This window comes from Planktosalinus lacus, from assembly GCF_014640155.1.
In the GTDB taxonomy this organism is placed as follows: domain Bacteria; phylum Bacteroidota; class Bacteroidia; order Flavobacteriales; family Flavobacteriaceae; genus Planktosalinus; species Planktosalinus lacus.
Genome location: NZ_BMGK01000005.1, coordinates 201,591 through 216,901 on the forward strand (window position 1 = coordinate 201,591; position 15,311 = coordinate 216,901).

At 36.8% G+C, this 15,311-nt stretch carries 17 protein-coding genes; 12 read left to right on the plus strand and 5 right to left on the minus strand.

Annotated elements, in window-relative coordinates; genetic code table 11:
* The first annotated feature begins 122 nt into the window (after nucleotides 1–122).
* Nucleotides 123–431 (plus strand): phosphoribosylpyrophosphate synthetase, encoded by a 309-nt coding sequence (locus IEV69_RS07670; RefSeq protein WP_188441156.1) that lies wholly within the window; start codon nucleotides 123–125, stop codon nucleotides 429–431.
* Nucleotides 428–769 carry a tRNA-binding protein gene (locus tag IEV69_RS07675; RefSeq protein ID WP_188441158.1) on the plus strand — a complete coding sequence of 114 codons (342 nt, stop codon included), beginning with the start codon at nucleotides 428–430 and terminating at the stop codon, nucleotides 767–769. Before IEV69_RS07670 ends, IEV69_RS07675 begins: the two co-directional genes overlap by 4 nt.
* Here the strand turns inward: IEV69_RS07675 and IEV69_RS07680 are convergent, their stop codons facing one another.
* From IEV69_RS07680 to IEV69_RS07690, 3 genes are all read right to left on the minus strand, one after another.
* Complete coding sequence (locus tag IEV69_RS07680; protein ID WP_188441160.1) at nucleotides 770–3,283, minus strand: M14 family zinc carboxypeptidase; 2,514 nt, start codon at nucleotides 3,281–3,283, stop codon at nucleotides 770–772. It lies immediately after the preceding gene.
* An 84-nt stretch (nucleotides 3,284–3,367) separates the two neighbouring features.
* Nucleotides 3,368–3,757 (minus strand): PUR family DNA/RNA-binding protein, encoded by a 390-nt coding sequence (locus tag IEV69_RS07685; protein WP_188441162.1) that lies wholly within the window; start codon nucleotides 3,755–3,757, stop codon nucleotides 3,368–3,370.
* Between the two features lie 65 nt (nucleotides 3,758–3,822).
* A complete protein-coding gene (locus tag IEV69_RS07690) occupies nucleotides 3,823–5,580 on the minus strand; it encodes an ABC transporter ATP-binding protein (RefSeq protein WP_188441164.1) in 1,758 nt (585 codons plus the stop codon).
* A 129-nt stretch (nucleotides 5,581–5,709) separates the two neighbouring features.
* Between IEV69_RS07690 and IEV69_RS07695 the strand changes: the two genes are divergently transcribed.
* The 4 genes from IEV69_RS07695 (at nucleotide 5,710) to yajC (ending at nucleotide 8,698) form a co-directional block, all read left to right on the plus strand.
* Entirely contained in the window at nucleotides 5,710–6,813 is a 1,104-nt protein-coding gene (locus tag IEV69_RS07695; protein ID WP_188441166.1) for a Glu/Leu/Phe/Val family dehydrogenase, read from the plus strand.
* A gap of 69 nt (nucleotides 6,814–6,882) precedes the next feature.
* Nucleotides 6,883–7,827: a transcription antitermination factor NusB gene (gene nusB, locus IEV69_RS07700; protein WP_188441168.1), complete on the plus strand. Its 945-nt coding sequence runs from the start codon at nucleotides 6,883–6,885 to the stop codon at nucleotides 7,825–7,827.
* Nucleotides 7,828–7,889: 62 nt separating this feature from the next.
* A complete protein-coding gene (locus IEV69_RS07705) occupies nucleotides 7,890–8,399 on the plus strand; it encodes a DUF1573 domain-containing protein (RefSeq protein ID WP_188441170.1) in 510 nt (169 codons plus the stop codon).
* Nucleotides 8,400–8,404: 5 nt separating this feature from the next.
* Nucleotides 8,405–8,698 (plus strand): preprotein translocase subunit YajC, encoded by a 294-nt coding sequence (yajC, locus tag IEV69_RS07710; protein ID WP_188441172.1) that lies wholly within the window; start codon nucleotides 8,405–8,407, stop codon nucleotides 8,696–8,698.
* A 79-nt stretch (nucleotides 8,699–8,777) separates the two neighbouring features.
* Here the strand turns inward: yajC and IEV69_RS07715 are convergent, their stop codons facing one another.
* Both IEV69_RS07715 and mobA read right to left on the minus strand, forming a co-directional pair.
* Nucleotides 8,778–9,554 carry a sulfite exporter TauE/SafE family protein gene (locus tag IEV69_RS07715; RefSeq protein ID WP_188441174.1) on the minus strand — a complete coding sequence of 259 codons (777 nt, stop codon included), beginning with the start codon at nucleotides 9,552–9,554 and terminating at the stop codon, nucleotides 8,778–8,780.
* A 25-nt stretch (nucleotides 9,555–9,579) separates the two neighbouring features.
* Nucleotides 9,580–10,182: a molybdenum cofactor guanylyltransferase gene (gene mobA, locus IEV69_RS07720; RefSeq protein WP_188441176.1), complete on the minus strand. Its 603-nt coding sequence runs from the start codon at nucleotides 10,180–10,182 to the stop codon at nucleotides 9,580–9,582.
* 178 nt (nucleotides 10,183–10,360) lie between these two features.
* On the opposite strand from mobA, the gene moaA reads away from it, so the two are divergent.
* From moaA to moaCB, 6 genes are read left to right on the plus strand one after another with little or no spacing between them, the layout of a single operon-like run.
* Complete coding sequence (gene moaA / locus IEV69_RS07725; protein WP_188441179.1) at nucleotides 10,361–11,341, plus strand: GTP 3',8-cyclase MoaA; 981 nt, start codon at nucleotides 10,361–10,363, stop codon at nucleotides 11,339–11,341.
* Between the two features lie 32 nt (nucleotides 11,342–11,373).
* The gene (locus tag IEV69_RS07730) at nucleotides 11,374–12,549 is read left to right on the plus strand and encodes a molybdopterin molybdotransferase MoeA (protein ID WP_188441181.1); all 1,176 of its coding nucleotides are present in this window, start codon (nucleotides 11,374–11,376) and stop codon (nucleotides 12,547–12,549) included.
* A gap of 10 nt (nucleotides 12,550–12,559) precedes the next feature.
* Entirely contained in the window at nucleotides 12,560–12,793 is a 234-nt protein-coding gene (locus IEV69_RS07735) for a MoaD/ThiS family protein (RefSeq protein WP_188441183.1), read from the plus strand.
* Between the two features lie 10 nt (nucleotides 12,794–12,803).
* The gene (gene moeB / locus IEV69_RS07740) at nucleotides 12,804–13,955 is read left to right on the plus strand and encodes a HesA/MoeB/ThiF family protein (protein WP_188441186.1); all 1,152 of its coding nucleotides are present in this window, start codon (nucleotides 12,804–12,806) and stop codon (nucleotides 13,953–13,955) included.
* Entirely contained in the window at nucleotides 13,921–14,367 is a 447-nt protein-coding gene (locus tag IEV69_RS07745) for a molybdenum cofactor biosynthesis protein MoaE (protein WP_188441188.1), read from the plus strand. The genes moeB and IEV69_RS07745 overlap by 35 nt, the downstream gene beginning before the upstream one ends.
* A complete protein-coding gene (moaCB, locus tag IEV69_RS07750) occupies nucleotides 14,327–15,292 on the plus strand; it encodes a bifunctional molybdenum cofactor biosynthesis protein MoaC/MoaB (protein WP_262891970.1) in 966 nt (321 codons plus the stop codon). Before IEV69_RS07745 ends, moaCB begins: the two co-directional genes overlap by 41 nt.
* The last annotated feature ends 19 nt before the right edge of the window (nucleotides 15,293–15,311 follow it).

Sequence of the window (15,311 nt, forward strand, 5' to 3'; positions counted from 1 at the left end):
CGATATTTTATGGATTCATAAGTTGTTGAACTTTAAAAAATTGCTAAAACTTTGGTAAGTCAGCGCTTTGATTGTAAATTTATAGGAATTTACCGTTTAATAATCCTTAAAACAAAATCACCGTGGATAGCTCATACAATACATTATCAGAAGCGATTAAGGACTTTCAAAGTAAAGGCTACACCGAAAATTTTAATCTTCTAGAAGACCATATTGAGTCAAGATCATTAAAAAAGAAGTGGACAGCAGACGAATTGATAGTTGATAAATACTATCGTTTTGAAGGAGAATCCAACCCTTCAGATAATTCCATTCTGTATGTTATTAAAACGACTGATGGCACCAAAGGCCTGCTAGTTGATAGTTATGGAGCACAGCGAGGGGGCGTTTCTTCTGAAATGATTCAAAAACTTAAAATGGACACGCGTTGACAGACACAATAACCTGGAATCAATTTTCTCAAATTGAAATGCGTGTTGGAACTGTGATTCAGGTAAATCCATTTCCTGAGGCTCAAAAGCCTGCATACAAATTAACCATAGATTTTGGAAAGGAAATTGGAATCAAAAAGACATCAGCACAAATCACAAAACGCTACGCCCCTGAACAACTGCTTCACAAGCAAGTGGTTGCTGTGGTTAATTTTCCGGCAAAACAAATCGCCAATTTTATGAGCGAATGTTTGATATTGGGTGCAGTTGATCAGGAAGGCGATGTAGTGTTATTACAACCCGAAAGCCTTGTAAGTAATGGGTTAAGAATATTATAACTACATAAACTCTCCAAAAAAGATAGCATTCATCAACAGCTTGTTGGTTCCAAACCAAAACGCCCTGAAGTTGGTGTTTTCTGAAAACAATAATACTTTACCACTACCAAAACTACCGGCTTTAAACGCTGAAACACCACCCAGTTCTTTCAAAGTTTCTTTATGAATATACCCACTCAATAGCGGATTGTCTGTAAATTGAATAGGATTATTATAACTTTGAGGGTCAGCTTCTATCATTAAAGTGGAATTTTTAAATAGAGGTAATTTGTCGTTTTTGTAGCCAAAAACAATAGGGTGGGAGCGATCGATTTTAGTTTCAAAAATGGCTCCTCCAATTCGTTTTGCTCCAAAATATTTACTGCGGTATTCAAACGTGACGTTTTTAGCAGTATCGCTAGTAGATTTAAATTTGACTTTTAGAATATCGTTACTGTTTGCCCATCGCGCAGCATTTTTGTAGCCTACTAAAATACCGCCGCTTTTAATCCAATCCTTTAGTTTTTTAGTAGCAGCTTTATCAAGTGCAGATCCCCAGCTATTGGGAAGGATGAGGTGGGTATAACTGCTTAAATCGGTTCTGTTAAAATTTCGGGTATCCAGTTTGGTTAAAAGCATTTCATAGCGTTGGTCAAACAAATGCCAGATTTCACCGGCGTCATAAGGAGTAACACCATCTCCCACCAAAAGTGCTACCTTGGGCTTTTTGACGGTTTCAAAACTGTTACTACCCAAGTCAATTCCCTGAGTTAAACCGGTTTTTACAGGAGTGATATCAATATGTGAATTTTTTGCAATTTGATTTATTGCTGAGGCTAACTCAGTTTTGTTTAAAGACTGGTTTTGTACCGGAATCATTATCGTACCATAATCATATGTTTTCCCTTCCAAAGTAAATGTTTTTAAAGCCACCTTAACCCTGATTTCTTTTTCTAAAAGTTGATTGAGTGCTTTTGGAGAATAAAATTCGTGCCATTCCATCAAATAAGCATAGTTTGAAGCTGAAATGTTATTGATTTCACGTAAAGCAATTTCTTCAATTTCATTCCCGGCATTGCTTAATGAAACATTTTCATCGTAATCCAAATTGAACGCAAGCGGAAATGTCCAGGCAGAAACATCATAAAACAAACTGTCTTTAAAACTGGTGCGGGTTTCAAACATGGCGTTGATCAAGCGTGCATGCTTTTGATTTTTTGGAACGATATAGCTAGATCCTTTTTTGTAATTTTTTCCGTTTAAGGTAAAATCCTTTTTGACTTCATGCACTTTAATTTGATGTTGTTTAAGTATTTCGGCTAGGTGATAAGCCTTGGCAGCGTCTTTTTCGTCACCAAAAACAAGTGCCCCGGTTTTGGTTTCTTTGCGTGCATCTTGAAAAAACTGACGTTGATAGTTGAGTAAGTTTTCGCGTAAAGCGACACCCGCATCTATCGTAGATAATGCTGTAACGAATTGATTTCTTATAGTAAAAGGAAAGGTGAGCAAACCATTGTCACTCTCCTGAGCGTGACCTCTTGAAGAAGCTTGTTCAAATAAGATCCCAATACTTCCATTGATATCAGGAAAGGTTGACCCTTTGCCATAGTAATAATCATCAAAATCTTCTTTGGAATAATATAAACTTCCAATTTGATCCAATGCATCTGCATGGAATTGAGCAATGGCACCTGTGAGCTCCTGGTTTTTTTGTGGAGTTAAAGGATGTGTTCTTTCAGGAATTCCCGGCTGAAAGAAAAAAGTGCTATTGGTGCCCATTTCATGGTGGTCTGTTAGAATATTTGGATACCATTTATGGAAGGTAGCAATGCGCGCTCTGCTCTCGGGTAATTGTGCCGGAAGCCAGTCGCGGTTCATATCAAACCAATAGTGATTTGTGCGTGCACCAGGCCAAGCTTCGCTATATTCACGATCGTTGGGGTCTGGGTTGATCTTGTTACTTTTATGCATATTGACCCAGCTTGCAAAACGTTGTAAACCATCAGGATTGAATGCAGGATCGAGAAGGATTACAGCATTTTGAAGTATGTTTTCAATTTTTGGTCCTTCAGCAGCTGCCAGGTAATAGGCAACAGCCAGAGCAGCATTGGTCCCACTGGGCTCGTTTCCGTGAATGGAAAATCCTTGATTGATTATTACAGGCATAGTAGAAGTGTCTAATGAGCCGGCACTGCCTTCTGTCAACTTAAGGTGGTTTTGACGAATACTTTCAAGGTTTTGGTGATTTTCAAATGAAGTTATGGTTAAGAGAATGAGTGGCCTGCCTTCATAGGTCGTTCCTCGGTTTTCAATTGTAACCCGATCACTGGCACTGGCAAGCGCATACATGTAATTCACCAGTTTGTCGTGCGTGATATGCCATTCACCAACTTCGTGGCCCACGATACTTTTTGGGGTCGGAATGTCTTTGTTGTAGGTTACATCATCGGGAAGATAATAGTTTAAATCAAATGTTTCATTTTGTGCTAATAAAGAAAAAGAAACAAAAAATAGGGAAAGTAGTATTTTACGCATAGAATTTTTTTTTACAATGGGTTAAAGATAAAAAAAACCGCTCTAAAAAAAGGAGCGGTTTTGAAGGCTTTTCAATTGATTTAATTAAATATCTTCAAAATTGATGTCTGTGAAGCTATCAGTTCCTTTTGTATCGTCATCATCATTGTTTTTTGAAGTTGTTGTATCTCCTTCTTTTTTATAATCAGATTGGTGACGTTCACTGATGACTTCTTCTCCTTTTTCATTGATGATAAAGTCAATCATTTCTTCTACATTTTCTTTAAAACTTGCAAAATCTTCTTTGTAGAGATAAATTTTGTGTTTTTTATAATGAAAAGATCCGTCATCATTGGTGAATTTTTTACTTTCTGTTATAGTTAAATAATAATCACCTGCTCTGGTAGATCTTACATCAAAAAAATAGGTTCTTCTTCCGGCGCGCAATACTTTTGAATAAATTTCTTCTTGCTCCATCATATCTTTTTCACTCATAGTTAATTTGTTTAAAAATAATTCAAGCCAAAAATCTAAAAAAAAAAGCTACTGAGCAACATTTTTTAATTTTCTTTTTCTAAAAGTTGTTTTGCATACAATTCTTTGTAATAGCCATCAATGTCAATGAGTTGGCTATGAGTGCCTTTTTGAATTATTTCGCCGTCCTTAAGGACTAAAACAGTATCGGCATTTTTCGCAGAGGAGATTCTGTGGCTTACAATTATAGCTGTTTTGTTTTTAGACAGTTTTTGTAAATTTTTAATGATAGTTTCTTCGGTTTCAGTATCTACAGCAGAAAGGCAGTCGTCAAACAAATAAATTTTAGGGTCTTTGATTAATGCCCTGGCAATGGAAACACGTTGTTTTTGGCCTCCACTAAGGGTGATCCCTCTTTCGCCTAAAACAGTTTCATATTTTTTTGTAAAACCAAGAATGTTATTGTGCACAGCGGCTAATTTGGCAGCTTCCTCTACTTCCTCATCAGTGGCGTCAGCTTTTCCAAATTTGATATTATTTTTGATACTGTCACTAAATAAAAAGGCATCCTGTGGCACATAGCCAACAGCCTCGCGAAGGTTTTTTAGATTGAAGTTTTCAATGGGCTGATCATCAATTAAAATCACCCCTTTGCTCACATCATACAACCTGCCAATAAGCTCTAAAATGGTTGATTTACCAGAGCCGGTATGACCTAATATGGTGATGGTTTCACCTGGGTTTATGGTAAATGAAATGTTTTTTAAAGCTGTAATATTTGTGTCAGGATAGGTAAACGAAACGTTTTTAAATTCGATTTTTCCTTTAACGGGAGTAGTATTTTCTGTATGGTTTTTAATTTCAGGTTCCTCTTTAAGAAACTCGTTGATACGTTTTTGTGATGCCTCTGCCTGTTGGACCATGGAAGTCACCCAACCCACCACAGCAACCGGCCAGGTAAGCATATTTACAAAAATTAGAAACTCTACGATGGTTCCCAGTTCTGCAATTTCTCCTGAAATGTATTGCTTTCCCCCAACATAAATAACCACTAGATTACTGGCTCCAATAAGCAAAACCATTAATGGAAAAAATAAAGCCTGAACTTTCACCAAATCAAGGTTCTTGTCTTTACTTTCATTCGCCAAGACCACAAAATTAGATTGTGTTTGGGGTTCAATAGCATAGGCTTTTATGACAGAGATACCACTAAAGGTTTCCTGAGTAAAAGTGGTCAGCTTTGATAAGTATTGCTGAACAATTGTGCTGCGTTGATTAATAGCAACACTTAATTTGTAGATAGCAATAGATAATACCGGTAGCGGTGCAATCGTGTAAAGTGTAAGCACGGGTGCCTGACTGAACATATACCAGATAACTACAATAAAGAGCGTAATGGTTTGAACACTATACATCAAAGCAGGCCCTGCATACATTCGCACTTTGGAAACGTCTTCACTTATGCGATTCATCAAGTCGCCCGTTCTGTTTTGTTTGTAAAAGTTTAATGATAATGCTTGATACTGTTTAAAGACTTCATTTTTTAAATCAAATTCTATTCGGCGAGAAACCACAATAAAGGTTTGTCGCATCAAAAATGTAAATAAAGCTGCCATTAATGTGGCCCCAATTAGCAGGCCAATATTAAGTAATAGTTCATCTTGAATTTGACTCAGATCTTTTGAGTTGTCTTTAATATATCTGTCAACAACGGTTACGGAGTCACCGATTAATTTGGGGGTAATAATTGCAAATAATCGCGCGAAGACTGTAATGATTAATCCAAGCAGCAACATGCCCTTATAGTTGATAAAATATTTGTTGAGGTGTTTTAATTCTTTCATTTACAGGCTGAGGCTTTCCATTGATTGAGCCATTTCAATTTAACACATTTTTTAATGAAATTCATGAAATAAACTACTACTTTTGCACCGCCCAATTGTAGGGCAAACACATAATAAATCAAAAAATTTATGATTACAGAAGTAATAAATGCGAACGAAATTCACAAAGCAGACCCTGTTTTTGGCCAACTTTCGTTTGATGATCATGAGCAAATTGTTTTTTGCAACGACAAAGATACAGGATTAAAAGCAATAATTGGAATTCACAATACAGTTTTGGGACCTGCTTTAGGAGGTACAAGAATGTGGAATTATGATAGTGAATGGGATGCGTTGAATGATGTATTGCGTTTATCAAGAGGAATGACTTTTAAGTCTGCAATAACAGGCTTGAATCTGGGTGGTGGAAAAGCTGTAATCATAGGAGATGCAAAAACACAAAAGACACCTGAGTTAATGAAGAAATTTGGTGAGTTTGTGCATTCTCTTAGTGGAAAATATATTACAGCTGAAGATGTGGGAATGGCAACCAGTGATATGGATACTGTACGTTCGGTAACACCTTATGTTACCGGAATCTCTGAATCTCTTGGAGGAGCAGGAAATCCATCACCTATCACCGCTTATGGCGTGTTTATGGGAATGAAAGCAGCTGCAAAATATACGTATGGTAGTGATGTTTTGGAAGGAAAAACAATTTTTGTTGAAGGAATTGGTAATGTTGGGGAAGCGCTTGTAGAGCACTTAACCAATGAAGGCGCTCAGGTTTTTATTGCAGACATCAGTCAGGAACGCCTGGAATATGTGCGGGATAAATATGGAGCAGTAATATATGGCGGAAACAACTTATACTCTGAAAGCATGGATATTTATGCTCCTTGTGCTTTAGGAGCAACTGTTAACGATTTAACAGTTAACCAAATTAATGCGAAAATCATAGCGGGTGCTGCAAACAACCAACTTGCAGACGAACAAAAGCACGGCAGAATTCTTCAGGAAAGAGGAATTGTCTACGCCCCCGACTTTTTAATCAATGCAGGAGGGATTATTAACGTGTATGCAGAGTTGGAAAATTATGGCAGACAGGAAATCATTAGAAAAACTGAAAATATTTACAATACAACGCTTGAAATTTTAAAGAGTGCCGAAAATGATAAAATCACAACTCACCAGGCAGCCTTAAAAATGGCTCAGCAACGCATTGAAGCTCGAAAAAAAGAGAATAAGTCATAACATAAATAAAACCAATGTTCAGAGGTAGGCTCTGTACATCATTGTTTTAAAAGTTCTTTATAATAAATTATGCTTACAAGAAGACACATTCGGGTTAAAGTACTTCAATCACTTTATGCCTATAAAAATCAGGAACAAGCCAACCTGCAAAAAGAAGAAAAGTTTCTGGTAAATAGTATGGAAAAAATGCTCGACTTGTATTTGTTGATGCTATCACTCATGCTTGCCGTTCGTGATCAAGCTGAAAACTTCATGGAACTTTCAAAAAACAAGCACCTCCCCACAGAAGAGGACATAAGCCCAAGTAGAAACTTTATAGACAATACAGTTTTAAATTTACTTGAAAATGACCCTTCATTTATCAATTTGGTCGAAAAGCACAAATTAAATAACTGGCAGATTGACAATGAATATCCTCAAATAATCTCCAAGGAGCTTAGAAAAGACACATTTTACAAAGAATACTTAGCTCTTAAAACACCCACTCTTAAGCAGGATAAAGATTTTATAATATATTTTTTTAAAGAAGTTATTGCACCCAATGATAAGCTTTATGAATATCTGGAAGATAGTCAACTAACTTGGATTGATGATTTTCCCATTGTTAATACAGCGATATTAAAAGTGCTCAATTCAATAAAATCTGAAACAAAACCGGTAAAATGGACATCAGGGTTGTTTAAAAATGATGACGACAAGCAGTTTGCAGGAACTCTTTTTAAAACAACGATACAAGAAGAAGAAACATTAATTCAGGAAATTGAAGGCAAAACACCAAACTGGGATCAAGAACGTATTGCTGAACTGGATTTAATTATCATAAAAATGGCATTGGTTGAGTTTTTACACTTTCCTTCAATTCCGGTCAAAGTAACAATCAATGAATACCTTGAAATTGCTAAAGAATATTCAACACCAAAAAGCAGTTTGTTTATCAATGGATTGTTGGATAAAATATCAAAAGATTACAGTATAGCCAATAAAATCAATAAAACAGGAAGAGGTTTACAGTAAACCATTTTTTTTTACTAATTTAGTGCCCGTCAAAAAATCAAAAAAATTAAAAATTTTAACTCATGAAAAAATCAATTTTTATTGTTGCACTAGCTGCAGCTTTTACATTTACTTCTTGTAAAGAAAATGCAGCAGACAAAGTAAATGAAGAGAATGTTGAACAAACCTCTCAAGCTGCTGAAAATGCAGAATCTAAGAGTCAAGAGGCTCCTGGAAAATATCCTGTGATGACTTTTGATAAAACAGAACATGATTTTGGAAGAATTGCTCAAGGCACTAATGTTGAACACTTATTTACTTTTACTAACACTGGTGAAGCGCCGTTAATCATTTCTGACGCAAAAGGAAGCTGTGGATGTACCGTTCCAACTTTTACAAAAGATCCGGTAGCACCCGGTGATACAGGTGAAATGTTAGTGAAGTTTAATGGTTCAGGTCAAAACCAACGAACTATTTCTGTAAATGTTTCCACAAATACTCAAAAAGGAACTGAGAGAGTGACTATCAAAGCATTCGTTGAACCAAAAGAAGGAGCAACAGCAAGCGGAGTTTCTACAAACACCTCTAAATAATAAATATGGATGGATTTTTAGGAGGCCAATTACCTTTTTTTATTTTGATGTTTGTTGTGGTCTATTTTTTTATGATTAGACCATCAATACAAAAACAAAAAAAAGAAAAGCGTTTTGCAGAGGCATTATCTAAAGGGGATAAAGTAATTACCAAAAGTGGTTTACACGCCAAAATATTGGACATTAACGACGATGGTACTGTAATCCTTGAGTCAGGTGCAGGAAAAATGAAATTTGAAAAGTCTGCATTATCAATGGAGATGAGCGCAAAACTTAATGCCCCGGCCGAAAAAAAATAATAACTGATATTAAATGTATTTAAAAACCACTTTCTAAGAAAGTGGTTTTTTTATGCTTAAAGTTGACTTCAGAGATTTTTTATAAAAAGATGAGTCCATATTTATAAATCAATCTTATTCCAACAAATAAAACCAGTATTGCAGTAATTATTTTTAAGGTAGCCTGATTGAATTTTTTAAAAGTTAAATAATTACCTAGTTTTCCGCCGGCAAAAACAATCATCATTAGTAGAATAGTTTGCATTAATGGAATTTGAAAAGTACTATTAGCAATCAAGCCACTTATTCCTGATATTGAATTTGCCAATATAAAAAAACTTACCAACGACGCTATCAAAATTGGTTTTTCCCATCGCAGGAAAAACAGAAATGGTGCCAGAAAAATACCCCCGCCTATACCTACCATTCCTGCAAAAAAACCAATCACTCCACCGATGGCATAAAGAGAAATCACCGGATACTTTTTTGATTTTACTTCTTTATTTTTATGTAGTCTTGTCTGGGCAATCAAGGCGAGTGCTGCTATAACTAGTGAAGTTCCTAATATGAAAAAGAATACATTTTCATTCAATCTCACAGTAGCCCCCAGGAAACTCAAAGGAATGCTTGTTATGACAAAGGGCATGAATTTTTGGAAATCAAAATGTCCCTTTTGGTAATACGCTAAACAACTACTTGAAACAACAACAATATTGCATACAAGAGCAATACTTCTAATAGTGAAAAAATCAATAATTAGAAGTGCCAGTAAAGCGAGATAACTTGACCCACCTCCAAAACCTACAGACGAATAGAGCGTTGCAATGATAAAAAATCCAACACCTAGCAGCACAAAATTTAAAAAGTCAATTTCCATATAGAATAGGCTTCAGCTTTCTAATTTATTTTAAATCAATTAATTTTTTAGCTGTTTGAAATTCTTCTAAAGTATTTACGTTCATCAATACTCGGTCATTTTTAGGGTAAACACATTCAATGTCGATTGTTTGAAGAAATTTCGACGGACTGGCACCTTCACCTTTAGTAAAAAATGCTTCTGCTTGTTGAAATGAGTTGCTTTCCCAAATTGTACAAAGAGGTTCCGGGAATTCTGAATCAATTTTACAATAGGCTGTTGCTAATTTTTGCTTGTTTCTATTGTTTTTTAAATACATCAAGGCATCTAAATCCAGAAAAGGCATATCACAGGCAACTACAAACCAGACCACATCAGGATGCTCAAGATGAGCACTGTATAATCCATTGAAAGGGCCCAGATAATGATTTTTGTCCACTATAGTTTTTATGTTATTCAATGCGATAGCATCTTCATTTGTGTGAACACTTAAAAATACATCATCACACACCTGCTTTAAAAGCGAAATTAAATAATCCCTTTGAGGCAATCCGTGATATTCAATCGTTGATTTATCAATACCCATTCTGGAGCTTTGACCCCCCGTGAGAACTAAACCGTATAATTTTTCGTTTAAAATTATAGACATGTTGATGTGAGTATTTTTATAATTGTTTCCTTGTTTTAAACCATTGAAATTAAATTTAATTTCAGGAAATCCTTTACAAATTGACTAAAAAAAATTAAATTTAGCAGAAAGCAAATCTAAATGAGATGGCTTAAAATAAGTAATCTAATTTAGTACTTTTTAATCATAAACTAATAGTATGCTTGTTGACTCCTTTAAAAGAAATCACGATTATTTAAGAATCTCGTTGACAGACGTCTGTAATTTTCGTTGTCACTATTGCATACCCCACGAAGAGGTAACCTTTATGCCTTCTTCCCGTTTGATGAGCGCCGATGAAATTGAAACCATTGCTGAAACATTTGTAAAATTGGGGGTTAAAAAAATACGCCTCACCGGGGGAGAGCCTCTTTTGAGAAAAGATTTTGAATCTATTCTTCTAAAATTGGCGAAGTTTCCGGTTTCCCTGGCAATAACAACCAATGGGGACAAGGTAAATAAGTTTATAGAACTTTTTAAAACTACAGGGTTAAACTCTTTAAATATCAGCTTAGACACGCTTAATCGCGAAAAATTTAAATCCATAACAAAACGTGATAAGTTTGACCAAGTGATGAACAACATCAACTTGTTGCTGGAGAATGATTTTCATGTCAAAATCAATATGGTGGTGATGAAGGGAATCAACGATGGTGAGATCCTGAAATTTGTTGAGTGGACCAAACACAAGCCCATTCACGTGCGGTTTATTGAGTTTATGCCATTTGATAAAAACCAATGGAACAAAGAGTCGGTGTTTACTTTTGAAGAAATGCTTGATGTGATATCAAAGGAGTATAGCTTCATCAAAATGAAAGACAAGTTCAATGACACAGCAAAAAAATTCAAACCACTGGGTCATGAAGGAACCTTTGCCGTCATCAGCACCATGTCGCAACCGTTCTGCAACACCTGCAACAGAATGCGCCTCACTGCTGACGGGAAAATGAAAAACTGTCTCTTTTCAAAAGGGGAAGCTGATATTCTGGGAGCTTTGCGAAATGGAGAAGACATCACCCCGCTTATAAAAATGAACATCTTAAGTAAAGCCAAAAAATTAGGTGGACAGTTTGAAGGCGACTTCAAAAAAATTGATACCCAAAATATCGATAACAGAAGTATGATCAAAATTGGTGGTTAAGTCTGCTTGATTTAATTAAAAAATACAATACTATGATTTCGGTTTCTGAAGCAATCCGGCTAATAAAAAAACATGCCATTCACTCAAACAGTGGTGAAGTTCCCTTATTGGATGCTCTGGGTTGTGTGGCAGCAGAATCTATACTAGCCCTCACAGACACACCCCCATTTGATAATTCGGCGATGGATGGGTATGCTTTTTCTTATGAACATTGGGATAAAACTTCACCACTAAAAATAGTTGGCGAAATTCAAGCAGGGACAAAATCCGATTATACATTAAAAACACAGGAAGCGAGTCGCATTTTTACCGGAGCTCCCGTTCCAGAAGGTGCCGATACAGTGGTTATGCAGGAAAAAACGGATCGAAAAGAAAATTTACTCATCATTACTGACCCGAACATTCAAGCGAATTTAAATATCAGGCCCCAAGGTTCTCAAACAAAACAAGGGGATTTAGCATTATCGAAAGACCAACTCATAACCCCCGCTACCATTTCCTACTTGGCCGGAATGGGACTGGATAAAATCAAAGTCTATAAAAAACCAACTGTTGGCATCATCCTTACCGGAAAGGAATTGATCAAACCGGGACAAACCCTTGAAAAAGGCAAGATTTATGAATCAAACGGTATTGGACTTCAGGCTGCATTACGAAATTTACACATTGAAACAGCATCCATCCTGACGGTTGATGACAAAGAAGAAGAATTGGTCAATGCCATCAAAAAAATGATGTATTTTGACATTTTAATATTAACCGGTGGCGTTTCTGTGGGCGAATATGATTTAGTTCCTGCTGCACTGGAACAATGTGGTGTAAAAAAAGTGTTTCACAAAATCAAACAAAAACCCGGTAAACCCATCTATTTTGGAGTACATTCAAAAGGAATAGTCTTTGGTTTACCCGGAAATCCGGCAGCGGTAATGAGCAGTTTTTACTATTACATTCAAACGGCTATTGGGCTTTTTATGAAGCGCGATTTGGTTAAGAAAATAGAACTGCCACTGGATAAAGAATATACCAAAAGACCGGGGCTTACTTATTTTCTAAACGGAAAAACCACACAAACCGGCGTTGAAATTTTAAGCAGTCAATTGAGTTATATGCTTAATTCGTTTGCCGTAGCTGATTGTTTGGTGGAATTGGAGGAAGATAAAGAGTTCTTTGAAAAAGGAACTTTGGTCGATGTTTTAAAATTTATATAACTTAGAAAAAATGGAAATCAACATTTTGGCATTTGGTCAAATAGAGGAAATTATAGGAAAAGACAGTTTTACACTTTCTGATGTTCGGGATACAGAAGCATTGAAAAGTAAACTTTCTGATTTATATCCCGAAATGAATAGGATTCCATATAGTATTTCGGTGAATAAGAATATCATAAACGGCAATCACACATTGGAAAATGGCGATGAAGTCGCGTTGCTGCCCCCATTTTCAGGCGGCTAAATAAAGTACCATGAGTCAGGAAAACCTTGAAAATAGATACCACCGCCAGATGATTTTAAAATCCTTTGGCAAAACCGGTCAGGCCAAACTCGCTCAGGCAAAAGTGTTGGTCATCGGTGCCGGTGGATTGGGCTGTCCTGCACTTCAGTATCTGGTAGCTGCAGGTGTTGGCACTATTGGTATTGTAGACAATGATGTTGTTTCACTCACCAATCTGCACCGCCAGATTTTATTTTCGGAAAGCGATCTTTCAAAACCCAAAGCTACAACTGCTGCGGCTAAACTTACTGCCTTAAATTCTGAAGTGAAACTAAATGTATATAATGAAAAAATAACTACAGCAAATGCACTTGAAATCATTAGTAATTATGATGTGGTGCTGGATTGTACTGATAACTTTGAATCCCGTTACCTCATTAACGATGCTTGTGCATTACTTGATAAACCTTTGGTCTATGCTGCAGTATTAAAATATGAAGGACAGACAGCTGTTTTTAATTTTAAAAACAAGGAAGAGGTTGAACGCATCAATTACCGCGACTTGTTCCCAAATCCGGTAGATGCCGCGCATAGTGTTTCCTGCAATGAAGCCGGTGTTTTGGGAGTGTTGCCGGGCATAATGGGAGTGCTGCAAACCACGGAAACCCTTAAAATCATCACAGGAATTGGAGAAGTTTTAAGCAATAAGCTTTTGGTTTACAATGCCCTTAACAGTAGTTTTAATACCTTTAACCTGACCAAGAATAGTGACTCACAAAAGGCCATGCCGCAAAATAATGAAGAGTTCAAAAATTACGATTATGAATTGTATTGCAACAGTCTGTTGTCTTTCGAAATAACCACGGAAACTCTTACAGAGATGATTGATAAAAAGCTGACTATTATTGATGTAAGAAACCCGGACGAACAACCTGAAGCTGTTGATTTATCAACCTTTAAAATGCCATTGCTTGAACTGGAGAACCTGTTTGAATCTCAAGTAACCAGTTCGCAGGTGGTCTTTATATGCCAAACAGGTAAGCGCAGTCTAAAAGCGGTTGAATTATTAAAAAACAACTATTCCGGTCACACTTTTTATAGCCTCAAGGGAGGTGTTTTGGCGTGGAACGAATTCAAAAACAAAACCAATGAGCACTCACAAAAAGAAAAAAGTATTTATTGAAGGACCCATTAGTCCGGACTTTATAGCAGAATCCATCGCCCATCACAGTGTAAAAACAAACATAGGGGCGCACAGTATCTTTCTGGGACAGGTGAGAGCAGATCAAATTGACGGGCAAAAAGTAAAAGCTATAGAATACACCACCTACCGGGAACTGGCCGAAGATAAGTTCCACGAAATTCGGGAAGCGGCTTTTGAAAAATTTGAATTGGTGTGTATGCACATTTATCATAGTCTGGGTGTGGTGCCTTGCGGCGAAATGTGCTTGTTTGTATTCACCTCCTCCAAACACCGCAAAGAAGCTCAGGATGCGTGTAATTACATTGTAGAACGCGTTAAAAAAGAAGTGGCCGTGTGGGGAAAAGAGATCTTTGAAAACGATTCACACACCTGGAAACAAAACACAGTATAATGAAGTTAAAAATCAGCTAATGGTAGATATCACTCATAAAATCAGTACACTGCGCACAGCTTTCGCGCAAGCAGTTGTGAAAGTCCACAATCCGGATACAATCCATGCAATAAAGAATGACAACGTGCCTAAAGGCAATGTGCTTGAAGCCGCCAGAATAGCGGGTTTGTTTGCCGTTAAAAACACCAGCAGCGCCATACCCGATTGTCACCCGTTGCCCATAGAAAAGACCGATTTTAATTTTGAGCTGAGTGAAAATTCAATCCGTATAGAAGTCGAGGTACAAACTATTTACAAAACCGGAGTGGAGGTGGAAGCCATTCATGGGGTTTCAGTGGCTGCAGTTACGATGTATGATATGCTCAAACCCATTGACAAGGAAATAGAAATTACTGACATCAAATTACTTTCTAAAAAAGGTGGCAAATCCCATTTTAGCGATAAAATGGACAAGCCTGTCAATGCGGCTGTGATTGTGTGTTCGGATAGTATTTCAGCAGGCAAAAAAGAAGACTTTGCAGGCAAAGCCATTATCAGAAAACTGGAAGCCAGTGGTGTCGAGATAAGGGCATATAACATCATTCCCGACGAGGTTGAAGACATTCAACAGCAAGTAAAAGAGCATCAGGGAAATGGTATAAACCTTATTGTTGTTACAGGAGGCACCGGACTCTCAAAAAGAGATGTCACCCCTGAAGCCATTAAGCCATTGCTAGAAAGAGAAATTCCGGGTATTGCTGAAGCGATGCGCAACTATGGACAGGAAAGAATGCCTTATGCCATGCTTTCCAGAAGTGTGGCCGGAATGATAGGCAATAGTTTAATTCTCGCAATGCCCGGCTCAACCAGAGGGGCAGAAGAGAGTATGGATGCCTTGTTTCCTCATATACTCCATATTTTTAAAGTGATGGAATATTCCAAATAAAGAAAGTGAAAGTATAAAA